At 62.6% G+C, this 22,799-nt stretch carries 21 protein-coding genes; 5 read left to right on the top strand and 16 right to left on the bottom strand.

The genetic code is table 11. The features are described 5' to 3' along the window. Positions 1–95 precede the first annotated feature (95 nt). The 3 genes from AC1RL5_RS22950 (at position 96) to AC1RL5_RS22940 (ending at position 1,528) form a co-directional block, all read left to right on the top strand. Complete coding sequence (locus tag AC1RL5_RS22950; protein ID WP_026019989.1) at positions 96–563, top strand: hypothetical protein; 468 nt, start codon at positions 96–98, stop codon at positions 561–563. Continuing rightward, entirely contained in the window at positions 560–1,249 is a 690-nt protein-coding gene (locus tag AC1RL5_RS22945) for an energy-coupling factor ABC transporter permease (protein WP_047289276.1), read from the top strand. The genes AC1RL5_RS22950 and AC1RL5_RS22945 overlap by 4 nt, the downstream gene beginning before the upstream one ends. A 63-nt stretch (positions 1,250–1,312) precedes the next feature. Further along, positions 1,313–1,528 carry a hypothetical protein gene (locus tag AC1RL5_RS22940; protein ID WP_011063525.1) on the top strand — a complete coding sequence of 72 codons (216 nt, stop codon included), beginning with the start codon at positions 1,313–1,315 and terminating at the stop codon, positions 1,526–1,528. A gap of 19 nt (positions 1,529–1,547) precedes the next feature. Here AC1RL5_RS22940 and yacG read toward each other — a convergent pair whose 3' ends face one another. From yacG to AC1RL5_RS22920, 4 genes are read right to left on the bottom strand one after another with little or no spacing between them, the layout of a single operon-like run. Continuing rightward, entirely contained in the window at positions 1,548–1,751 is a 204-nt protein-coding gene (gene yacG, locus AC1RL5_RS22935; protein ID WP_047289273.1) for a DNA gyrase inhibitor YacG, read from the bottom strand. Continuing rightward, positions 1,748–2,371: a dephospho-CoA kinase gene (gene coaE, locus AC1RL5_RS22930; protein ID WP_011063523.1), complete on the bottom strand. Its 624-nt coding sequence runs from the start codon at positions 2,369–2,371 to the stop codon at positions 1,748–1,750. The genes yacG and coaE overlap by 4 nt, the downstream gene beginning before the upstream one ends. After that, positions 2,368–3,240: a prepilin peptidase gene (locus AC1RL5_RS22925; RefSeq protein WP_492590076.1), complete on the bottom strand. Its 873-nt coding sequence runs from the start codon at positions 3,238–3,240 to the stop codon at positions 2,368–2,370. Before AC1RL5_RS22925 ends, coaE begins: the two co-directional genes overlap by 4 nt. Before the next feature lie 2 nt (positions 3,241–3,242). Continuing rightward, entirely contained in the window at positions 3,243–4,460 is a 1,218-nt protein-coding gene (locus AC1RL5_RS22920) for a type II secretion system F family protein (RefSeq protein ID WP_072453029.1), read from the bottom strand. Between the two features lie 329 nt (positions 4,461–4,789). Here AC1RL5_RS22920 and AC1RL5_RS22915 point away from each other — a divergent pair, with 329 nt between their 5' ends. Together AC1RL5_RS22915 and AC1RL5_RS22910 are read left to right on the top strand one after the other, a co-directional pair. Further along, positions 4,790–5,206, top strand: a complete 417-nt coding sequence (locus AC1RL5_RS22915) for a pilin (protein WP_072453032.1) — start codon at positions 4,790–4,792, stop codon at positions 5,204–5,206. A 228-nt stretch (positions 5,207–5,434) separates the two neighbouring features. After that, the gene (locus AC1RL5_RS22910; RefSeq protein WP_011063519.1) at positions 5,435–5,791 is read left to right on the top strand and encodes a BON domain-containing protein; all 357 of its coding nucleotides are present in this window, start codon (positions 5,435–5,437) and stop codon (positions 5,789–5,791) included. Between the two features lie 210 nt (positions 5,792–6,001). Here the strand turns inward: AC1RL5_RS22910 and AC1RL5_RS22905 are convergent, their stop codons facing one another. The 12 genes from AC1RL5_RS22905 to AC1RL5_RS22850 all read right to left on the bottom strand — a co-directional run bounded on the left by AC1RL5_RS22905 (position 6,002) and on the right by AC1RL5_RS22850 (position 22,795). Further along, entirely contained in the window at positions 6,002–8,920 is a 2,919-nt protein-coding gene (locus AC1RL5_RS22905; protein ID WP_072453034.1) for a DUF748 domain-containing protein, read from the bottom strand. Between the two features lie 105 nt (positions 8,921–9,025). Continuing rightward, positions 9,026–10,042, bottom strand: coding sequence for a class I SAM-dependent rRNA methyltransferase (locus tag AC1RL5_RS22900; RefSeq protein WP_072453037.1), 1,017 nt, complete (start codon positions 10,040–10,042; stop codon positions 9,026–9,028). Positions 10,043–10,188: 146 nt separating this feature from the next. Then, complete coding sequence (locus tag AC1RL5_RS22895; RefSeq protein ID WP_053150637.1) at positions 10,189–11,367, bottom strand: acetyl-CoA C-acetyltransferase; 1,179 nt, start codon at positions 11,365–11,367, stop codon at positions 10,189–10,191. Between the two features lie 159 nt (positions 11,368–11,526). After that, positions 11,527–12,393: an oxygenase MpaB family protein gene (locus AC1RL5_RS22890; RefSeq protein ID WP_011063515.1), complete on the bottom strand. Its 867-nt coding sequence runs from the start codon at positions 12,391–12,393 to the stop codon at positions 11,527–11,529. A 53-nt stretch (positions 12,394–12,446) separates the two neighbouring features. Next, positions 12,447–14,384 carry an acetate--CoA ligase gene (acs, locus tag AC1RL5_RS22885; RefSeq protein WP_072453143.1) on the bottom strand — a complete coding sequence of 646 codons (1,938 nt, stop codon included), beginning with the start codon at positions 14,382–14,384 and terminating at the stop codon, positions 12,447–12,449. Between the two features lie 128 nt (positions 14,385–14,512). After that, the gene (gene pgi / locus AC1RL5_RS22880) at positions 14,513–16,177 is read right to left on the bottom strand and encodes a glucose-6-phosphate isomerase (protein WP_103408067.1); all 1,665 of its coding nucleotides are present in this window, start codon (positions 16,175–16,177) and stop codon (positions 14,513–14,515) included. A 246-nt stretch (positions 16,178–16,423) separates the two neighbouring features. Further along, positions 16,424–16,591, bottom strand: a complete 168-nt coding sequence (locus tag AC1RL5_RS22875; protein ID WP_072453146.1) for an aspartate 1-decarboxylase — start codon at positions 16,589–16,591, stop codon at positions 16,424–16,426. A 105-nt stretch (positions 16,592–16,696) separates the two neighbouring features. Continuing rightward, the gene (gene panC, locus AC1RL5_RS22870) at positions 16,697–17,557 is read right to left on the bottom strand and encodes a pantoate--beta-alanine ligase (RefSeq protein WP_041119923.1); all 861 of its coding nucleotides are present in this window, start codon (positions 17,555–17,557) and stop codon (positions 16,697–16,699) included. Then, a complete protein-coding gene (panB, locus tag AC1RL5_RS22865; protein WP_492590225.1) occupies positions 17,554–18,354 on the bottom strand; it encodes a 3-methyl-2-oxobutanoate hydroxymethyltransferase in 801 nt (266 codons plus the stop codon). The genes panC and panB overlap by 4 nt, the downstream gene beginning before the upstream one ends. A gap of 394 nt (positions 18,355–18,748) precedes the next feature. After that, complete coding sequence (gene folK, locus AC1RL5_RS22860; RefSeq protein ID WP_011063510.1) at positions 18,749–19,228, bottom strand: 2-amino-4-hydroxy-6-hydroxymethyldihydropteridine diphosphokinase; 480 nt, start codon at positions 19,226–19,228, stop codon at positions 18,749–18,751. Positions 19,229–19,231: 3 nt separating this feature from the next. Further along, on the bottom strand, positions 19,232–20,623 hold the full coding sequence (locus AC1RL5_RS22855; RefSeq protein ID WP_011063509.1) for a polynucleotide adenylyltransferase PcnB: 1,392 nt from the start codon (positions 20,621–20,623) through the stop codon (positions 19,232–19,234). Positions 20,624–21,367: 744 nt separating this feature from the next. Further along, positions 21,368–22,795, bottom strand: a complete 1,428-nt coding sequence (locus AC1RL5_RS22850) for a sigma-54-dependent transcriptional regulator (protein ID WP_011063508.1) — start codon at positions 22,793–22,795, stop codon at positions 21,368–21,370. Between the last annotated feature and the right edge of the window lie 4 nt (positions 22,796–22,799).

Here is a 22,799-nt window from a genome sequence, read left to right as displayed (position 1 = left end):
AAAAACCTCCGCAGGTGTTGCCGGCAACCTCGCTGGAGCCTGTCCAGGGGCGGTGTAGACTGTCTGCCGTCCAACCATTCGATAAGGAGTGCGCAGTGAAGCGCTGGTCAATGCTCTTGCTGGCCCTGTTGCCGTTGTGGGCCCAGGCCCTAGAAATAGGAGAGCGCCTGGCGCCCTGGACCCTGCTGGATCAATTCGACCAGCCCTACAGCCTCGATTCCCAGGCGCGGATCCTGTTGGTGGCACGTAGCATGGACGCCGCCAAAGTGGTGAACGCGGCGCTCAAGGACAAACCCAAGGGCTACCTGCAGGAGCGCCACGGGGTGTTTGTCGCCGATATCCAGCGCATGCCGACAGTGATCGCCAAACTGTTTGCGGTGCCGGCCATGAAGGATTACCCCTACCGAGTGATGCTCGATCGCGATGGGCGCGTGGCACCACGCTATCCCGCCGCCGAGGATCAGGTGCTGTGGCTGCAACTGCAGGATGGGCAACTGGTCGCCCGGCAGGCGTTCGCCACGGCCGCGCAATTGGCTGCGGCGCTGGAGCGGGCCCAGCCATGATCAGCGCGGCGCTGCTGTCGCCGCAAAGCCTGATTGGCGGCTGGCTGCTGTATGTGCCAGTACTGATCTGGGCGGTACTGCGGGCGCCCTGGGTCGAGCTGTTTACCGACAGCCGGCGCCAGCACTTGCTGTTTGGCACGGTGTTCGCCTTGTTTCTGCTGTGGCTGGTGCGCCGGGATTTCGACACCGGGGTCTCCTACCACTTCATCGGCATGACCGCAGTAACCCTGCTGCTGGACTGGCCGCTGGCGATAGTTGGCGGCTTGATCGCACAGTTGGGCCTGCTGGCCCTGGGCCGGCAGGACCTGGCGGCGCTGGGGGTCAATGGAGCCTTGCTGATCCTGCTGCCGGTGGCGGTCACCGAGGCCTGCGCCTGGCTGGTGGAACGGGCCCAGCCGCGCAATCCCTTCGTCTATATCTTCTGCTCGGGGTTCTTTGCCGCGGCACTCTCGGCATTGTTATGCCTGCTCTGCGGCCTGGGCCTGCTGTGGTTCGATGAACGCTTTGCCATGCCCGAATGGCTGGAAGATTTTGTCGGCTACCTGTGGCTGATCATCTTCCCGGAAGCCTTTATCAACGGCATGGTGATCAGCGCCCTGGTGGTGTTCTGCCCGGAATGGCTGGAAACCTTCAACCGCACCCGCTACCTGTCGGCTCCCTGGAAAGACGAGGATCCGCGCCCTTGATCCATATCAATCCACGGTGTTTTGCCGGGCTGCATGCTCGGCAAAAATCTCAGGAGTGCGGTCATGAGTGTCTACCAGTGGGCCCGGCAGGAAGTGCGCGACAGTCTGCACAATGCTCAGCAGGAAGGTTTTGAACCGGGGTTGAGCCTGCGCGCCCTGCTCAGTGCGGTGGTGCAGCAAAGCAAGAGTGTGCGCAGCATCGAGGACCTGGCAGACGAGCTGCAGTTTCTTGCGGAGAACCTCGACGACGATCAGGACTACAGCTTCATGCGGCCCTGACCGGCGCCGGGGTCAGCACTCAGTGAGCGCGAGGGGGCAGCTCTTCGGAGAACAGGTCGTCCTCGGCATCCGGGCTCACCGGAATCTTGTGCTCCTCGGCAGCCCAGGCGCCCAGGTCGATCAGCTTGCAGCGATCGGAACAGAAGGGCCGATTGATGTTGGCCGCGGTCCATTCCACGGGGGCGCCACAGGTTGGGCATTCGACGGTCAGGGGTTGGCTCATGACTGGCCTCCACGCAAAGTTAGGTAAAAGTGATGCAGGCGCTCGACCTCGCTGCGCAACCAGGCGTGGTCGCGGTCGTTGACCAGCACGTCATCGGCATGGCGCAGGCGTTCCTCACGGCTGGCCTGGGCCTGGAGAATCGCCTGGACCTGCTGTTCGCTGATCTGGTCGCGCTGCAGGGTACGCTCGATCTGCAGTTGCTGGGGCACGTCGATCACCAGAATCCGCTGGGTCATCCGCGACTGGCCGGATTCGATCAGCAGCGGCGACACCAGGATTGCGTAGGGCGATTCGGCGCGGGCCAGGTGGCTGACAATTTCCTCGGCGATCAGCGGGTGCAGCAGGGCTTCCAGCCAGCGACGCTGTTCGGGCACCTCGAAGATCAGCTTGCGCAGAGCCGCGCGATCCAGTTGGCCGTCGGCCTGCAGCACGCCTTGGCCAAAGTGCCGGGCAATCTGTTCCAGGGCCGGGCGGCCGGGCTCCACTACCCAGCGGGCGGCATGATCGGCATCGATCACATGTACCCCCAGGTCGATGAAGTGCTGGGCGGCGGCACTTTTGCCGCTGCCGATGCCGCCGGTCAGGCCGAGGGTCCAGGGTGTGTTAACGGAGCGAGTCATTGGAAACCGACAAACTGCAGATAGAAGTCGGTTATTTGACCACCCCAGAGCAAGGCAATCCAGCCGGCAATGGCCAGAAAGGGTCCAAAGGGGATTGGCGTCGAAGTCTTTTCCCGGCGCAGGCGCAGCAGGATCGTGCCGAGAATCGCCCCCAACAGGGATGACAGCAGCAGGGTCAGCGGCAGGATCTGCCAGCCGCCCCAGGCCCCGAACAGGGCCAGCAGCTTGAAATCACCGTGGCCCATGCCCTCCTTGCCGGTCAGCAGCTTGAACAGCCAGAACACCGACCACAGGAACAGGTAGCCGATCACCGTCCCCCATAGTGCATCCTCCAGGCTGATCAGCAGGCCGAAGCTGTTGGCGATCAGCCCCAGCCACAACAGTGGCAGCACCAGCACATCCGGCAGCAGCTGGTGATCGGCGTCGATCAGGCTCATTGCCAGCAGCCCCCAACTGAGGATCAGCATCAGCCCGGCCGCCCAGCCGAAGCCGAAGTGCCAGGCGATAAAACCCGAGATCAGCCCGCAGGCCAGTTCGGTCAACGGGTAGCGCGGGCTGATGGAGCTATTGCAGTGGGCGCAGCGGCCACGCAGCCACAGGTAACTGAGCAGCGGAATGTTTTCCCAGGGGCGGATCGGCTGCGCACAGTGCGGGCACTGGGAGTGCGGCAGCATCAGGTTATAGGGCGCAGCCACAGATTCCGGCTCCAGCCCCAGCACGTCGCGGGCCTGGGCTCGCCAGTCGCGTTCGAGCATTTTCGGCAGGCGCCACACCAGCACGTTGAGAAAGCTGCCGACGATCAGGCCCAATACCAGGGCCGCAGCCACGAAGGCCATGGGGTAGAGAGTGAGGGCGTCAGTCAGGGGCATGTTCAGATCGCTGTACCGAGTTGGAAGATAGGCAGGTACATGGCAACCACCAGGGCGCCGACGATACCCCCCAGGACCACCATGATCAACGGCTCCATGAGGCTGGTCAGGCTGTCCACCAGGTTGTCCACCTCGACCTCGTAATGGATCGCGACTTTTTCCAGCAGATGATCCAGGGTTCCGGACTCTTCGCCGATGGCGGTCATCTGGATCGCCATGGTCGGGAAGATGCCGCTGGCGCGCATGGCAAAGTTCAATTGCATGCCGGCGGCGACCTGCTGGCGGATCCGTTGCACCGCTTGCCTGAAGACCGGGTTGCCGCTGGCTCCGGCCACTGAATCCAGGGCCTGCACCAGGGGAACGCCGGCGGCGAAGGTGGTGGCCAGGGTCCGTGCGTAGCGGGCCACCGCGGATTTGTGCAGCAGTGGCCCGGCCAGGGGCATGTGCAAAAGGCCGACATCCAGGCGGTCACGCAAGCTCGGGGAGCGCTGATAGGCCAGGCGCGCCGCAAGCCCGCCCAGCACACCGGCAGCCAGCAGCAGCGTCCCCTGCTGCTGGATGAAATGTGACAGAGCGATGACCCACTGGGTGAGCAGTGGCAGCTCGGCATTGAAACCGGCGAACAAACTCTGGAATTGGGGGACCACCTTGAGCAGCAGGATGCTGCTGACCACGACCGCCACGCCGATCACCGCCAAGGGATAGACCATGGCTTTCTTCAGCCGCGCCTTCAGCTTCTCGCTCTTTTCCTTATAGGTGGCGACTCTCTCCAGCAGGGTATCCAGGGCGCCGGCCTGCTCGCCGGCGTCCACCAGGTTGCAGTACAGCGGGTCGAAGTGGCGCGGCTGTCTGCGCAATGCCGTGGCCAGGCTGGAGCCGGCCTCGATGTCGCGCTTGAGGCTGGCCAGCAGTTGGCGCATCTGCGGATGCTCGAAACTTTCGGCAATGATGTCGAAGGATTGCAGCAGCGGCACCCCGGCCTGCATCAGCGTGGCCAACTGCCGGGTGAGCAGGGCAATGTCCCGTGCCCCGACTCGCTGATGCAGGCGCAGCCAGCCCTTGGGTTTGCGTCGGACTCGGGTTGGGGTGATGCCCTGTCTGCGCAATTGCGCCCTGATCAGGGCCGGGGTCGCGGCGCTGAGTTCTCCGGTGAGGGGGCGGCCCTGGCTGTCGGTGCCGTGCCAGAGATAGACACTGGTCGCGGGTGCTTTTACCGCCATGGTTCGATCCTTGGTGCAAGGGTGGATAGGGAGGCGCAAGCGCCCTGCTGTGTTCGAACGGGTGATAGATCACCCTGACCCCCGGACGTTCCTTGGTGGGGGCGCGAGCCGACCGTCGGGTCGCCAGGCACCTGTCCAAGCCTAGCTGGCGAGGCGCTGCCCGAGAGGGGCAGGGGCTGACGAAATTTGTCAGTTTGTGCGACTCCTTGCGCTCAAGGCCATGGGCTATCGCGGCTGCAGGCCACGTAATCCGTGGGTTATCCCCTGGCACAGGCTGTGCTTCACGCCTTTGTGCTCATGCAACATTCGTCCATGCCAGGAGGCAACCCATGAAACATCAATCCGGTTTTACTCTGATCGAATTGCTGGTGGTGGTAGCCATCATCGGCATCCTCGCCACCGTGGCGATGCCGATGTATGCCAAGTACCAGGCGCGGGCCAAGGTGATTGCCGCCCTGTCCGAGGCGTCGGCCCTGAAGGTCAACGTCGAGGATCTGCTGAACCAGGGGACTGATCCGACCCTGGCCCTGGCCGGGGGCACGGCCCAGACCGCCAACTGCCGGATGAGTGCCGGCGGGACGGCGGCCACCGGTGAAGGCAGCATTGGCTGCACCCTGCTCAATGCGCCGGGGCCGGTGCTGAACAAGACCCTGACCCTGACCCGTTCGGCGACTTCAGGATGGACATGCACCACCACTGTGGAGGCCGACTATGCGCCCAAAGGCTGTGGTACGGAGGGGGCTTGAGGAGGCTTTTAACGATTGGCCAGGCCGCGCTGAAAAAGCCGCAACTTGCATGCAGATTGGCGGGCAGTCATGCATTTTGCATGATGCCGAATTATTAATGATTTTATAACTTATTGATTTTTAAGAATATTTATAGGCTCCTAGACTTGGCACAGCACCTGCAATATCCCTCATAACCCTGTTGCCAGGACACGGCGCAGGCTTTCTTAAAGAACAGGAGTTACTCGTATGAAGAAGTTCGCTATCGCTGCCGCAACTGCTACCGCTCTGACCCTGACCATGGCTAACGCAGCATTTGCGCAGACCACTCAAAACACCCAGTCGCCCATGGTGGTGGCTGCCGGTGAAGTGACCAAGGCCAAAGAGGCCACCTCCGATACCTGGATCACCACCAAAGTGAAAAGCGATCTGGTAACCGAGAAAGGCATTCCTGGCACCGACATCAAGGTTGAAACCAACAAGGGCGTTGTTTCGCTGTCGTCCACTGTTGCGGTAACCGAGGCTCAGAAAGCTACCGCCGTGGCCATCACCAAGAAAATCAAAGGCGTCAAGGCAGTTTCCGCTGACGGCCTGAAAGCCGAGTAACACTCACGCTTCTCGCCTGGACAGGGAGAGGGTGCGGTAGACGAGCCCAGTGATACGTCTGCCGCTTCTCAAAAGGGTTCATGCGGAAGATCACAAGGACGTGATCATTACAGGCCCCGGCACTGAGTGTCGGGGCCTGTTCTATTGTGGGCGCCAGGCAGGCGCTGCAGGAGAGACCGGCCGGGCTGGGTGGAGCCCGGCGCGAGAGGTTTATTCGCTGTCCAGGTGCAGCGGGGTGACGACCCGGCCATCGCTTTCGGCCTGGCCCAGGTTGGCATCGATGAAGTAGACCCGGTCGTCGGCCAGTTGGCCCTTGTCCACCAGGAAGTCCTTGATGCTGCTGGCGCGCTCCTGACCCAGTTGTCGCAACAGCACGTCGCTGCTGCTCCAGAACTTGATCAAACCTTCACGCAGCTTGGCGCTGCGTTCGTCGCGGCTGAGCTGGGTCCATTCCGCCGGCGGCTGCTGTTTCAGGCGGGTGCGGTAGATGCCTTCCAGCAGAGGGGCCTTTTCGCCCTCGGGAACCTGCAGCAGGGACGCCTGGGCGGGGACCTTGTCACCGCGGCGCTGGAGGATCTTGTAGTAGTTGTACTGGTATTCGCGCTCCAGCCGCTGTTCGGCGATCAGCGGGCCGTCACTGCTCTGGGCGCTGGTACCTTCGATTTCCAGGCGCAGGGTCGGACGCTCCTTGAGCGCCTTGGCCAGGGTGGTCAGGGCCGACTCGGATTCCTTGCTCAGGTCGCTGGAGCCTGGAGCGAAGGACACGTTGCTCAGGTCTTCCGAGCCACCACCGCTGACCAGCCCGCCAATGAACTTGAAGGGTGCCTGGGCGGCGCGCAGCACCAGATTGCGCAGGGTCTGCCAGACAATCGGCATCACGCTGAACTGCGGGTTGTTCAAATCACCGGAGATAGGCAGCTCGATGGAGATCTTGCCGTCCGTATCTTTCAGCAAGGCCACTGCCAGGCGGATCGGCAGATCCACGGCGTCCGGGCTGTCGACCTTTTCCCCCAGTTGCAGCTGCTCGACCACCAGTTTGTTCTCGGCCTTGAGCTGGCCCTTGGTGATCATGTAGTGCAGGTCGAGGTTGAGCCGGCCCTTGCGGATGCGGAAACCGGCGAATTTCCCGGAGTAGGGGGTCAGGGTGGTCAGTTCCACTCGTTTGAAGCTGGTGGCGATATCCAGGGCGGCCATCGGATCGAACGGGTTGACGCTGCCCTTGATGGTCACCGGCGCATAGCGGTCGACCTTGCCCTTGACGTCCACGTCTGCCGGCTTGGCCTGGCGGCTGTCGATGGTGCCGACATGGCCGTTGAGCTGCTGGATGGCGGTAGCGAAGTTAGGCGTCAGGCTCAGGTCGGCGAAGTTCGCCGAACCGTCGTTGATGGCGATTTCACCGATGTGGATGCCCAGGGGCTTGCTTGAGCTTGGCTCGGCCTTCGTCGAGGATTTGCCACCACTACTGGGTGGTTGTGGAATCAGCAGGTCGTCGATGTTGGTGGTGCGGTCATCGTTGATGATGAAGCGTGCATAGGGCTGCATCAGGTTGACCCGGCTGATGGTCAGGCTGTCACCGTGCTGATAGTTCAGGCCTTCTACCACCACTTGTTTCCATTTCACGAAGTCGCGGGTCTTGAGGGTGTCCAGGGTGTGCAGCTGGTCCACATTGGCCCGGCCGGTGACGCTGAAAGTCAGGGGTTCGACTTTCTTCAGGTCCACTGCCAGATCACTGCCGAGCATGCCGCTGCGCAGTTCCAGGCGGATGAACGGGCTGATATAGGACTGGGCGACGCGCAGGTCGATGTCCCGGGTCTGCACCTTGAGTTTGGCGCTGACGGGGTTGAGGTTGACCTCGCCGGTGGCGTTGACCTTGCCTTGTTTGCCCAGGCCGGTATCGAGCTTGAGGGTGAAGGGCGACTGGTTGAGGCTGTCGAAGTTCTGCAGGTCCAGGTTCAGCGGCCCCAGCTCCAGGGCTACGGCGGGCTTGGCCTTGCGATCGGCCAGGTGCACCTGGTAGTTGCGCAGTTGTACGTCCTTGAGCAGCACCTGCCAGGGTTTACCTGGTACTGCTGGTTCCTTGGGCGCGTCGGCAGCGGCCGGCTCGGGTTTTGGCGCCGGTTTGGCCGGCTGACTGGCGAAGAGCTTTTGCCAGTCCAACTGGCCATCGGCTTCAAGGGCGGCCCAGGTTTCGAGCTTTTGGCTGCGGACCTTGCCGACAATCACGTGCTGCTTGGCCAGGTCGACTGTGGTTTCGCTGACGTCCAGGCGCTCCAGACGCGCCAGTGGGCGACCGTCCGGGGCCTTGATGGCAAAGGGCGCGACGCTGATGGAGGTGTTGTCCAGCAGCAGCTCGGTTTCCTTGGCCAGGCTGAATTTGTAGTGGGTACTGAGGTTGACCACGCCGTCTTCCAGCACCAGCGGCACCGCATCGCGCACATAGGGCCACCAGGCTTTCATCTTGCCGTCGGTGACTTTCAAGGTGCCTTCGGAGGTCAGCGGCGTCACGCTGAAGTTGCCGCTCCAGTCGATCTGCCCGCCCTCGGGGCCGCTGGCGACCAGCGTCATGTCGGCGCTGTCGTCCGGCAGGGTACTGAGGTTCTTCAACTCAAAATCGAGCTTGTTGTAGAGGAATTCGATGGGTTCGCTGGGGCGCAGGTCCTGGAAATGCAGGTAGCCGCCGGCCAGCTTGATGCGTTCGATGCGTACCGGGAAGGGTTTTGCGTTGGGGTCGCTTGGGGTCGGTTCGCTGGCCGGCAGCTTGAACAGGGCCAGGAGGTTGAGCTTGCCTTCCTTGTCGAAGAGGATTTCGGTCTTGGGCTGGTCCAGCTCGACATCCGCCAGGTGCAGCGCACGTTTCCACAGGCTGTCCAATTGCAGATTGGCGTAGAGGCGATCGAAGGCGATCTGCTCCTTGCCCGGTTCACCGATGCTCAGGCCCCAGAGGGTCAGCTCCAGGCTGAAGGGATTGAGCTCGATGCGCTGGATATGGGCTGGGGTGGTGGCGTAGTTGGCCAATTGCTGGTTGGCCACCCGCAAGGCAATGCCCGGCAGAATCAGAAAGCCCAGCAGACTGTAAAGGGCGAGAGCGGTCAACAAGGCGCAAAGAGCGCGAATCAATCCTTTGGTCATGCGAGGCTTCATCTATCTGAATCGGAAGTGCCTTGGAGTATGGCACGCGTTTACGGTTCCGAAACCACTCCAGTCTTCAGGATTGTTCAGATTTCCTGCTCTTGGTCAAAGTTGCAGGATCAAGGTTTTCAGTGGGGGTTGCCCGTCTTGGGAGGGGAAGTCCGCGGCGGGCGCCAGGACCTGGCAGTCGCGAACCGGACGCCCGGCCTTCTCGGCGCAGCGCAGTACTTGTTCACGCCAGTCCGGCATTGAGACCTTGGCCAGGTTGTTGCAGCAGATCAGCACGCCGTCTTCGGCGGTGGCCAGCAGTGCCGGCTTGAGCAGGCTCTGGTAGTCACGCAGCAGGTCGACCGTGCCGAAGGCGCTTTTGGCCCAGGCTGGCGGATCCAGCAGTACCAGGTCGTACTGGCGCTGTTCAAGGCGCGGATAGCTGGGCAGTTTCTGCCCGCGGCGCTGGCTGATGGGCAGGCCCGCCAGTTGGCGGATGGCCGGGAAATAGTCCGACTGCACGAACTGCATCTGTGGCAATTGCGGGTTGAGCTGGCCGTTCTCCCGTCCGACGGCGAGGTTGCCCTCGGCGAAGTCCAGGTTGCATACCTCGCGCGCGCCGCCAGCTGCGGCGCTGAGGCCTACGCCACAGGTGTAGGCGAAGAGGTTGAGCACGCTTTTACCCGCGCTGTGCTGCTTGACCCAGCCACGGGCGTTGCGCAGGTCGAGAAACAATAGCGGGTCCTGCCCGGCGTGGCGTCCACGCACGCGGTAATTCAGGCCCCATTCGTGGCCAACCAGGTCCTCCAGGGCGGCCTCTTCGGCGCGGTACACCGAGTCTTCGCGGTCGATCCGCGAGTTGCCCCGGGAGCGGTCGTTGTAGACCAGCAGGGTCGACAGGTTCAGATGCTGATTGATGCTGGCGTGCAGTTGCAGCAGGGCGTCGCGTTCCAGCGTCTGGTGAAAGCTCTGTACCAGCAATTGCGGGCCATAGCGGTCGATGGTCAGGCCGCCGGCACCTTCCTGGCTGCCGTGGAACAGGCGATAGCAGTCGGTGCCTTGCTGATGCAGCTCGGCGAGCAGGTCCTGGCGGTGATCGAGAGCGGCGCGCAGCGCCTGATTCAAGGAGGACATGCGGAGCGCCTTGGAGCTGAGGAGTGAGGCGCGGCAGTTTACCAGCGTCCCGTCCGTTGTAGGAGCCAGCTTGCTGGCGAAGGCGCTCTCACGGGCACCTTCGCTGGCAAGCCAGCTCCTACAAGGAGGGCGGTTTTGCGTGGAGGTTAGCGCTCGATCGCCAGGGCCACGCCCTGGCCGCCGCCGATGCACAGGGTCGCCAGGCCCTTTTTGGCATCACGCTTGATCATTTCATGCAGCAGGGTCACCAGCACCCGGCAGCCCGATGCACCAATCGGGTGGCCGATGGCGATCGCACCGCCGTTGACGTTGACCTTGCTGGCGTCCCATTCCAGCTCCTTGGCCACCGACAGCGACTGCGCGGCGAAGGCTTCGTTGGCTTCGATCAGGTCCAGCTGGTCCAGGGTCCAGCCGGCCTTGTCCAGGCAGCGGCGAGTGGCCGAGACCGGGCCGATGCCCATGATCGCCGGGTCGACGCCGGCGTTGGCGTAGGCGGCAATTTTTGCCAGCACCGGCAGGCCCAGGGCCCGGGCCTTGCTGGCGCTCATCAGCATCACCGCGGCGGCGCCGTCGTTCAGCGCCGAGGCGTTGCCGGCGGTGACGCTGCCGTCTTTCTTGAACGCCGGCTTGAGCTTGGCCAGGGCTTCGGCGGTGGTGCCGGGGCGTGGCTGCTCGTCGGTGGCGAAGGTCAGCGGCTCGCCCTTGCGCTGGGGAATCTGGATCGGGGTGATCTCGTCGACAAAGCGCCCGGCCTCGATGGCTGCTGCGGCTTTGTGTTGGGAAGCGGCGGCGAAGGCGTCCTGGGCTTCACGGCTGATGCCGTATTTCTCCACCAGGTTCTCGGCGGTGATGCCCATGTGGTAGTCGTTGAAGGCATCCCACAGGCCGTCGCTGATCATGGAGTCGATCATCTGGCTGTGGCCCATGCGCAGGCCGGTGCGGGCGCCGGGCAGCACGTAGTTGGACAGGCTCATGTTTTCCTGGCCGCCGGCGATGATCACCTCGGCATCGCCGCAGCGGATGGCCTGGGCGCCCAGGTGCAGGGCCTTGAGGCCGGAGCCGCAGACCTTGTTCAGGGTCATGGCGGGCACGGCGTGGGGCAGGCCGGCCTTGATCGCGGCCTGGCGGGCGGGGTTCTGCCCGGCGCCGGCGGTGAGCACCTGGCCCATGAGCACTTCGTCGACCTGGGCCGGGTCGATGCCGGTCTGGGCCAGCAATTGGCGGATGACCGCGGCGCCCAGGTCAACGGCGGGAATGTTCGCCAGGGAGCCCTGGAAACTGCCCACGGCGGTGCGGGTGGCGGCAACGATTACGACGTCTTGCATGATCGGGTCCTTGTGTTCGGTGGCAGGGACCTGTGGCGTGGTGCGGGTGTTGGCCGGGCGGCACAGGCACTGGAAATTGGCGAAATCATGGTTGCACACAACCCCGGGAGCCGGCCAATCGCGAACCGGCCGGTCGGGTTGTGCTTGAACGGTCGGTTTTTACAGGCCCATGCGTCGTTTCGCCCGGTGCACGGAACTGTCCCGTACCGCCCAGCGCAGCATCGGCGTGCTGCGCTTGACGCTGGCACGAATCAGTTGGCGTTGCAGCGGGTTCTGATTGACCTCGAGCATGGCGCTGGCCCAGTCCGGCAGCAGGTCGATGCCGGCCTGCATCATCAACGAACCGAAGGGTTTGGCCAGGCGGCTGGGGGCTGGGGCAGCCAGCAGCAGGCGCAGGACTTCCCGGCTGCGCTGGTCGCAGAGCAGTTGGGGGCGCATGGCCTGCAGGTAGTCGGCCACGGCGCGCCGCGAGCGCGGCACGTCCCGGGCTCCCAGGCGTTCGGCGATCAGGGCGATCTCGTCGTAGTAGCGATCCTGGTCAGCCCCGGAAAGATGAGGGTTGAGGTAACGCAAGTGCGCGGCAAGAAAACTGCTGACCTCAGCCACGTGAACCCAGGTCAGCAGATCGGGGTCGCTGGCGGCATAGGGGCGGCCATCGGGGGCGGTGCCGACTATGTGCAAGTGAATGCTGCGTACCTTGTCGATCAGCCATTCGGCGTCCTGGCGGGAGCCGAAGGTGGTGCCGGAGATGAACTGCCCGGTGCGGCGCAGGCGGCCGATCATGTCCTGGCGAAAGTTCGAGTGATCCCAGACGCCGGCCAAGGCCAGAGGATGCAGGGCCTGCATCAACAGGGCGCTGATGCCGCCGATCAGCATGCTGCTGAAGTCGGCGTGCACCTGCCAACTGACGGACCCCGGCCCGAACAGGCCGGGGTCACCTTTGGGATGTTCCAGGTCGAGTTGGCCCAGAGACAGGCCGGACAGGCTCATGACCTGGCTTTCGATGCGGCTGCGAATGAATTCCATGACAGCTCGGTGTGGCTATTTAAAAAAGAAGCGCGGCGGATGCCGCGCCGGTTTCAAACGTTCAGGCGTTTGTCGATCAGGCCGTCCACCACGCTGGGGTCCGCCAGGGTCGAAGTGTCACCCAGGGTATCCAGTTCGTTGCAGGCGATCTTGCGCAGGATACGCCGCATGATCTTGCCCGAGCGAGTTTTCGGCAGGGCCGGAGCCCACTGGATCAGCTCCGGCTTGGCGAAACTGCCGATCTCGCGGCTGACCAGGGCCAGCAGTTCCTTCTTCAGTGCCTCGTCGGGCTCGACGCCCTGCATCGGTGTGACGAAGGCATAGATTCCCTGGCCCTTGAGATCATGGGGGTAACCGACCACCGCCGCTTCGGCGATGCTGTCGTGCAGCACCAGGGCGCTTTCCACTTCGGCGGTGCCGATGCGGTGCCCGGAAACGTTGATCACGTCGTCGATGCGCCCGGTGATCCAGTAGCTGCCATCCTCGTCGCGCCGGGCACCATCACCGGTGAAGTAATAGCCGGGGTAGGGAGCGAAATAGGTTTCGACCATGCGCTTGGGATCGCCATAGACGCTACGGATCTGCGCCGGCCAACTGGCCTTGATTGCCAGGATGCCGCTGCCTGCCCCATGGATTTCCTTGCCCTGGTCGTCCAGCAGCACCGGTTGTACGCCGAACATCGGGGTCGAGGCGCATCCGGGCTTGATCTGCCGGGCGCTGACCAGGGGGCTGAGCATGATGCCGCCGGTTTCGGTCTGCCACCAGGTATCGACAATCGGGCAGCGTTGTTCGCCGACCACGTTGAAATACCACTCCCAGGCTTCCGGGTTGATCGGCTCGCCGACGCTGCCGAGCAAGCGCAGGCTGGCGCGGGAGGTGTTCTGTAGCGGGGCGCTGCCTTCGCGCATCAGGGCACGCAGAGCGGTGGGCGCGGTGTAGAAGATGTTCACCTGATGCTTGTCCACCACCTCCCAGAAACGCGAGGTGCTGGGGTAGTTGGGCACGCCTTCGAAGATCAGCGTGGTCGCGCCGTTGGCCAGGGGGCCGTAGAGGATGTAGCTGTGGCCGGTGACCCAGCCGACGTCGGCGGTGCACCAGAAGACTTCGCCGTCGCGGTAGTCCAGCACGTACTTGAAGGTCATGGCGGCCTGTAGCAGGTAGCCGCCGGTGGTGTGCAGCACGCCCTTGGGTTTGCCGGTGCTGCCGGAGGTATAGAGGATGAACAGCGGGTCTTCGGCGTCCATCGGCTCGGGGGCGCATTGGTTGCTGGCGCCAGCCACGGCCTGTTCATAGGAAATGTCGCGATCTGGCAGCCAGTTCACCGGGTTGCGGGTGCGTTCGACCACCAGCACGCTGCTGACATCCGGGCAACTGAGCAGGGCCTTGTCGACGTTGCTCTTCAGCGGAATCAGTTTGCCGCCGCGCACGCCTTCATCGGCGGTGATCACGGTGCGGCAGTCGGCGTTGAGAATGCGGTCGCGCAGGGCCTCCGGCGAAAAACCGCCGAACACCACCGAATGCACCGCGCCGATCCGGGTGCAGGCGAGCATGGCGTAGGCCACTTCGGGAATCATCGGCATGTAGATGCACACCCGGTCGCCCTTCTTCACGCCACGGCTTTTCAGCACGTTGGCCAGGCGGCAGACCCGGTCGTGGAGTTCTTGGTAGGTGATGCGCTGGGAGTCTGCCGGGTTGTCACCTTCCCAGATGATCGCCGCCTGATTGCCGCGTTTTTCCAGATGACGGTCGATGCAGTTGTAGCTGACGTTGAGTTGGCCACCGCGAAACCAGTTGGCCTCGCCGGTGCGCATGTCGTGGCTGTGGACGCTGTCCCAGGGGCTGCTCCAGTGCAGGAAGCGCCTGGCCTGCTCGGCCCAGAACTGGTCCGGCTGCTCAATGGACTGGCGGTAGAGGTGGTGGTAGTCGTCCTGGCTCATTTGTGCCGCCCGGCGGACGGCATCGGCTTTCGGAAAAGTGCTGATATCGAACATGACGGTTCCTTATTCTTGTTTTGCGACAAGTCATAAGGGTGCGCACAAGTGCCGGGAAGGTTCAAGTGGGGAAGGGCCGGGGCCCGGACAGGAGCCGGTGTGGCCGGCTCCTGGGGTGACAGGGTCGATCAGCCGCGGTGACGGCCGCGGAAGTAGTTGATCAGGCCTTGGGTCGATGCGTCGTCGGCCAGGGTTTCGTCGCTGCCGACCAGGCGGTTGTAGACGCCTTTGCCCAGCTCCTTGCCCAGCTCCACGCCCCACTGGTCGAAGGCGTTGATGCCCCAGACCACGCTTTGCACGAAGACCTTGTGTTCATACAGCGCCACCAGTGCGCCAAGGCGTCGCGGGCTGATGCGCTCCACCACCAGGGTGTTGCTCGGACGGTTGCCGGGAATCACCTTGTGCGGTGCCAGCTTCGCGATTTCGGCTTCGCTCAGGCCTTTCTCGCGCAGTTCGCTCTCGGCTTCGGCGCGGGTCTTGCCCAGCATCAGTGCCTGGCTCTGGGACAGGCAGTTGGCGTACAGCCATTGATGGTGGTCGGCCACCGGGTTGAAGCTGACGATCGGCACGATGAAGTCGGCCGGAATCAATTGGGTGCCCTGGTGCAGCAACTGGTGGTAGGCATGCTGGCCGTTGCAGCCCACGCCGCCCCAGATCACCGGGCCGGTATCGGTGGCCACCGGGGTGCCGTCCTGGCGCACGCTCTTGCCGTTGGATTCCATGTCCAATTGTTGCAAGTGCTTGGTGATGTTGCGCAGGTAGTGGTCGTACGGCAGGATCGCGTGGCTCTGCGCGCCCCAGAAGTTGCCGTACCACACGCCGAGCAGGGCCAGCAGCACGGGCATGTTCTGTTCGAACGGCGCGCTCTGGAAGTGCTGGTCCATGGTGTAGGCACCGGACAGCAGCTCCTTGAAGTTGGACATGCCGATGGCCAGGGCGATCGGCAGGCCGATGGCGGACCACAGCGAGTAGCGCCCGCCGACCCAGTCCCACATCGGGAAGATGTTCTCTTCGCGAATGCCGAAGGCCACTGCCGCCGCATTGTTGCTCGACACGGCGATGAAGTGGCGGTGCAGTTCGGCCTCCGAGCCGCCCTGGGCCAGGTACCAGGCCCGTGCTGCCTGGGCGTTCTTCAGGGTTTCGAGGGTATTGAAAGACTTGGAGGAAACGATGAATAGCGTAGTTTCTGCACGGATTTTCGCAGAAAGCTCATGGAACTCGCTGCCATCGATGTTCGCCAGGTAATGGCAGCGCACGCCTTTCTGGGCATAGGACAACAGCGCTTCGGAAACCAGCTCCGGGCCGAGGAAGGAGCCGCCGATGCCGATGTTCACCACGTCGGTGATGGGCTTCTCGGTGTAGCCGCGCCACAGGCCGTCGTGGATGCGGCCCACCAGCTCGGTGATCTGGTTCAGTACCTTGTGCACTTCGGGCATCACGTTGACACCGTTCACCGACAGCTTGTCGCCCACCGGGCGGCGCAGTGCGGTGTGCAAGGCTGGGCGGCCTTCGGAAGCGTTGATCAGTTCGCCGGTGATCATGGACTTGATGGCGTCTGAGAGGCCGACTTCCTTGGCCAGGTTCACCAGCAGGTCGCGGGTTTCGCTGGTGATCAGGTTCTTCGAATAGTCGAGAAACAGCCCGCAACTGCTCAGGGTGAATTGGCTGAAGCGCTGCGGATCGGCATTGAACGCCTCGCGCATGCTGAAATCCTGCATGGCTTGGCGGTGGTCTTTCAACGCTTGCCAGGCGGGCAGAGCGGTAACGTCATGAGGAGTGCGGTAGTACGCCATCGCTGCGGTTTTCCTTTTGCTTGAACTGCCTTTTGGACACTGAAAAGCCCGGAACGTCCTGCGCGGTCTCAAGGACCCGTTGGGCCGGCCCTGTGCTGATACGTTTAATCACTCGGGGGGATAACAGTAACCCCGGCGTGCTGTTCTGTCTTGGCTTTGTCCGACTGGTGGCCAGTACTATTTTGTACTCAGCGGGCCTGCCTGGTCTGGATTCGGGATTTCAATGGGTAGAAATAGGGGGAAGCGTCAGGCGACCTGATCCGCAATCGCAGGGCTGGTAAGGCTCTGCTCATTGCCAGGGGCCATGTGCAGCATGCGCGGCTTGAAACCGAGCGGTTCGGCTTCACTGCAGGGAGCATAGGTACAGAGGGTCGCTCGATCACCGACCTTGGCCTTGAACATGATGGTGTACATGGGGTGTTCCCTGGGGCGGATCCTTGAACGGGGCCCGCAGTCATGGGCTGCAGGCCCCAGCCGGCGGCAGTTTGCCCGAAGGTTGGAGTTCGGGCAATCGGGCGTTCATGCCGGTGTGTCGAGGTCCAGGTGCAGGTTGTCGATCAACCGTGTCGCGCCCAGATAGGCTGCCACAAGAATCACCAGTTCACGGTCTTGCGCGGTGGCTGGACGCAGGTTCTGTGCCTGGCGGATTTCCAGGTAGTCACGACGCAGACCGGCGGCTTCAAGCTGCTGCTGTTGTTCGGCCACAAGCTTGGGATAGTCGCGTTCGCCGTTCCTGATGGCCTGGGCAATCTGGCTCAGGCTGCGGTACAGCACCGGGGCGATAGCGCGCTGCTCTTCGCTCAGGTAGCCGTTGCGCGACGACAGGGCGAGGCCGTCGGCGGCACGTACCGTTGGCTCACCGATGATCTGGATCGGCATGTTCAGGTCGTGCACCAGGGCCCGAATCACTGCCAACTGCTGGTAGTCCTTCTGGCCAAACACCGCGAGATCGGGCTGGACCATGTTGAACAGCTTGCTGACCACTGTAGCCACGCCTTCGAAATGCCCGGGACGGCTGGCGCCGCACAGGCCTTCGGACAGCTGGGGAACGCTGACCCGGGTCTGCCCGGCCATGCCGTCGGGGTACATTTCTTCGACGCTGGGGGCAAACAGCAGGTGGCAACCGGCTTCCAGCAATTTTTCCTGGTCGGCGGCGAGGGTGCGTGGGTACTTGTCCAGGTCTTCGCCGGCACCGAACTGCAGTGGGTTGACGAAGATGCTGGCGACCACGAAGTCCACCCGCTGGGCGGCTTTGGCCACCAGGGCGGCGTGGCCACTGTGCAGGTTGCCCATGGTGGGCACGAAGCCGATCCGCTTGCCCTCACTGCGCGCGCGGGCGACCGCGGCGCGCAATTCGCGCACGGTTTTGACTGTATTCATGCAGAGAACCCGTGTTCGGCGCCAGGGAAGGTGACGGCTTTGACTTCTTCGACATAGGCGCTCAAGGCGGCCTGGATACTGTCCTTGCCTGCCATGAAGTTCTTCACGAACTTCGGCGAGCGACCACTGAGGGACAGCCCCAGCATGTCGTGGAGCACCAGGACCTGGCCGTCGGTAGCATTGCCGGCACCGATACCTATTACCGGGATCTTCACCGCCTGGGTGATTTCCGCCGCCAGCTCGCTGGGCACGCACTCCAGCAGCAGCATTGCCGCGCCGGCCTGCTCCAGGGCGATGGCATCGGCACGCATCTGCCGCGCCTGGCTTTCATTGCGGCCCTGGACCTTGTAGCCGCCCAGAACGTTCACGGTTTGTGGCGTCAGCCCCATGTGCACGCAGACCGGCACTCCACGCTCGTTCAGCAGGCGCACCGGCTCGGTCAGCCAGGCTGCGCCTTCGATCTTGAGCATATGGGCGCCGGCCTGCATCAGCTGGGCCGAGCTGCTCAGGGCCTGTTCAGTGGTGGCGTAGGACATGAATGGCAGGTCGGCCAAGATCAGTGCCCCGTTGTTGCCGCGTTTGACCGCCGCGACGTGATAGGCCATGTCAGCGGTGCTGACGGGCAGTGTGCTGTCGTGTCCTTGCAGCACCATGCCCAGGGAGTCGCCTACCAGCAGGACTTCGACTCCCGCCTCGCAGCAGGTGTGGGCGAAGGTGGCGTCGTAGCAGGTCAGCATGGTGATTTTCTCACCTTTCTGCTTGAGGCTTTGCAGGGTGGTCAGAGTGATGTCTGGCATGAAAGGGGTCCTCATTTCAGGCGCTTTGGAAACTACTGCGAGTAACGCGCGTGATTCTTCGTTATTCAGGCGCACGGTCTTTTGTCGTGCTTATACAGCCTGGTTCCAAGCGATTTGAACGGGCTTGCGGGAGTCGCGCCTGTGGCGTCGGGCCCATCATTCTGTGCCCAGAAGAGGTGCCATGCCAGCGGGTGCCACCGCCGTTGCACAACTGCCCCTGCCTGGCGTTTCCCGGGCTCGCCGCGAACCGACCTCACTTGAATTGCGCCCTTTAGCGCCGTGATGGCGGCAACGGGACGCCTATAGTCGTGAGGAGAACTCGGGAAGTCAATTAGATGTGTTACCGCATTGTTACGCTGCCAGTGTTACCGCCGTTACTGATGCGTTTCAGCGGTCAGGCCAGGCGTTCCAGGCCGACAAATGGGCAGGCAGCGAGCAGTTCGTGCAGGGTGCGGCCGTCAGCCAGTTGCAGGTCGGCAGGGGCCAGTTCCGCCAACGGGTAGAGCACGAAGGGGCGTGCCTGCATGTGGTAATGGGGGACTTTGAGGCGGGGTTCGTCGATCAGTCGATCGCCGAACAACAGGATGTCCAGATCCAGGGTACGTGGGCCCCAGCGCTCATTTCGCTCGCGGCCTTGCTGGTTTTCGATGGCCTGCAAGGCGTCCAGCAGGGCTAGCGGCGCCAGCGCGCTGTCCAGCGCCGCGACGGCGTTGGTATAGCGTGGCTGGCCTGGGAGCAATGAGTCGCTCTGGTAGAAGGCCGATACGCCGTGCAGGCGGCTTTCGGGCAACTGCGCGAGGGCCTCGATGGCACTGCGCAGTTGTGCTTCAGGGGCTGCCAGGTTGCTACCCATGCCGATATAGATGCGTTCCATCTATTACTCGCCCGATGCGCCGCTGCTGCGCTTGCGCTTGGCACCGCTGCTGCGCCGGCGCTTGCGTGGCGCGCCACTGGCGTCTTCCTTGCCGCTGAGGTCGCGGATCATGTCGCGGCGTTCGGCGTCATTGGCGTCCTGATAGTCGGTCCACCATTCCCCCAGGCCATCGGTCTGCTCGCCGGCGCTTTCGCGCAGCAGCAGGAAGTCGTAGCCAGCGCGGAAGCGCGGATTGTCCAGCAACTGGTCGGCGCGCTTGCCGCTGCGCCGTGGCAGGCGTTCCTGCATATCCCAGATTTCGCGGATCGGCATGGTGAAGCGCTTGGGAATAGCGATGCGCTGGCACTGTTCGGCGATCAGCTCGTGGGCGGCTTCCTGCATGGCCGGAATCGGCGGCATGCCACGCTCCTGCAGGCGCAGCACTCGGGCCGGCAGGGCTGGCCAGAGCAGGGCGGCGAACAGGAAGGCTGGGGTCACCGGCTTGTTCTGCTTGATCCGCAGGTCGGTGTTGACCAAGGCTTCGCTGATCAGCGTATGGGTGTAGGTCGGGTTGTACTCCAGGGCTTCGGCGCTGGCCGGGAACAACGGGTCGAACAGTTGCAGGTCCACCAGCATTTCGAAGGTGTCCGCCGCGTAGCCGGAGAGGAACAATTTGAGCACTTCTTCGAACAGGCGCGCCGAGGGGATTTCCCGCAGCATCGGTGCCAGTTCGCGAATGGGGGCGGCGGTGTGTTTCTCGATGCCGAAGTTCAGTTTTGCTGCAAAGCGTACTGCCCGAAGCATACGTACGGGGTCTTCCTGATAACGCTGGCGAGGATCGCCGATCAGGCGGATCAGGTTGTTGCGAATGTCGTGTACGCCATTGGCGTAATCGAGAATGCGCTCGCTGACCGGATCGTAGTACAGGGCATTGATGGTGAAGTCGCGACGTTGCGCGTCCTCTTCCAGGGTGCCATAGACGTTGTCCCGCAGGATCCGCCCGCTTTCGTTGCGCGATGACTGGTTACTGTCCTCGTCGTCTTCGTTTTGCGGGTGATTGGCGCGGAAAGTCGCAACTTCGATGATTTCGCGACCGAAGTGGATGTGCACCAGCTTGAAACGCCGGCCAATGATGCGCGCGTTACGGAACTCGGCCTTGACCTGTTCCGGCGTGGCGCTGGTGGCGACGTCGAAGTCCTTGGGGGTGATATTGAGCAGCATGTCGCGCACGCAGCCACCCACCAGGTAGGCCTGGTAGCCGGCGTTCTGCAGGCGTTCGACGATATTCACCGCATACCGGCTGAACTGGGCACGTTGCAGCGAATGCTGGCTGCTATTGAGCACTTCAGGCGTGCTGCGTTTATGTTGCGTACGACGCAAGGGAGAACGGAATGACTGGAACAGCTTCTTCAGCATGGGATGCACTGTTTGAAGGAATATTCGGCCAAAACGAAGAGTGGCCGCATGATGGGCGGGGATTCTAGCATTTAGTCGGAGGATGGTGTAGGAAGCTGCCGCGACTTGTACAGGCTGGCGCTGAACTGCGGTTTGGCGAGGTTGGATGGGGGCGGGTGAGTGAAAACACGAATTCCGGAAACCACAAGGGGAGCCGAAGCTCCCCCAGAATAGTTGCGTGCTCTATTTTTATTATTGGTTTCGGGCTTCTTGTTTTTGTTAAACGCCCTTGTCATCTGGTTTACCCAGGATGACCCTCCCAATCGGGAGCCAAGAGCAAACGGATTGCTTTGATCGCTGAGTTGCAATGACCTTTCGATCCAACCAGTTCAGGCTCTGCCTTAGGGCAGTTTTTGTTGTTCTCGGCCTGGTTGTGGGGCAAGCCCCAAATACAACGCCTCTCCAAAAGAATCAGTTAGCTGCGCCTCCGCCGTGTTGTTTTTATTATGCGTGAGTCGATTCGTCTTATTTTTATTGTCTTGTGCATTGCTTGTTATTGTTCTTGTACCAAACATATAGCAGGTGCCGTGCCAACTTTTGCGATCCCCAGTAAAACAAGGGGTTAGGCGTGCCGTTGGGTGTTTTTCAGGGCAAAAAAAACCGGGGCTTCGTTACCTTTAGCCCCGGTTCCTGTTACGTGCGATGGAGCAGGTAACAGTTTTTTTCACAAAAGCGAGTGTTACCCGCGTTTTCGTCAGCCGTAGTTCAGCTTTCGCTGGCGACCCCACTCTTGCGCCGTGGGATGCCCAGGCGCTGACGACGTTCCCACAGGCACTTGCGGCTGACGCCCAGTTTGCGTGCCAGCTCGGTCTCGGTCATGTGGTCCTGGTGTTCGAGGACGAAGTGCTGGAAGTAGTCCTCCAGGGACAGGTCTTCGGTCGGTTCGTGGCTGGTGTTACCCGCTTGTGGGGGCAGGCCGACGAAGTCATCGTCTTCCAGGTCGCTCAGTTCGATGTCGATGCCCAGCAGGTCGGCCGAGATTTCCGGGCTTTCGCACAGAATGACCGCACGCTCGACAGCGTTCTCCAGTTCGCGCACGTTCCCCGGCCAGGAGTAATGGCGGATGGCCTGTTCTGCATCGGCGGCGAACTTAAGGTCCGTGCGGCCGACGCGTGCGCTCTGGCGGGCCAGAAAGGCATTGGCAATTTCATTGACGTCTGCACCGCGCTCACGCAGGGCCGGCAGTTTCAGGGCAATCACGTGCAGGCGGTAGTACAGGTCTTCACGGAACTGGCCTATTTTCGACAGGCTTTTCAGGTCGCGGTGAGTGGCTGCAATCAGGCGCACATCGACTTTCTGTGACTGCACCGAGCCGACACGGCGAATCTCGCCTTCCTGCAGTACTCGCAGCAATCGCGCCTGCGCCTCCAGCGGTAGCTCGCCAATCTCGTCGAGGAACAGGGTGCCGCCGTCCGCAGCTTCTACCAGGCCAGCACGGCCGGCGCTGGCACCGGTGAACGCACCTTTCTCGTGGCCGAACAGTTCGGACTCGATCAGGGTTTCCGGAATGGCTGCGCAGTTCACCGAAATCATCGGTGCCTTGGCACGCTTGGACAGGTTGTGCAGGGCTCGGGCCACCAGTTCCTTGCCGGTACCGGATTCACCCTGAATCAGTACATTGGAGTCAGTGGGCGCCACTTTGCGGATCTTGCTGTACAGATCCTGCATGGGAGCGCAGGAGCCGATGATGCCGATTTCGCCATTGTTGTTGCCCGCACCGGCCCGCTCCGCAGTGGCGCCAGCCTTGGCGGCCGGACGGTCTGGCGGGGCATTTTCGGCGCTTTGCCGATCCCGCAGGATCCGCGCCACGGCTTGGAGCATTTCATCGTGATCGAACGGCTTGGCGATGTAGTCCACCGCGCCCATTTTCATCGAGTCCACGGCCGAGCGCAGGCTGGCGTAGCTGGTCATGATCAGCACCGGAGTGCCCTGGCCGAGCTTGATCAATTCGGTGCCCGGGGCGCCTGGCAGGCGCAAGTCACTGACGATCAGATCGAAAGTGGGAATGCTGAAGCGTTCCTGTGCCTCCTGCACTGAGCCGGCTTCGCTGACCTGGTACTGGTTGCGTTCCAGCAGGCGGCGCAGGGCGGAGCGGATAATGGTTTCGTCTTCGACGATCAGAATATGCGGCATTGAT

The sequence above is a fragment of the Pseudomonas sp. GW822-FHT06D10 genome, from assembly GCF_058799535.1.
This window is presented reverse-complemented; position numbering and strand designations above follow the sequence as displayed.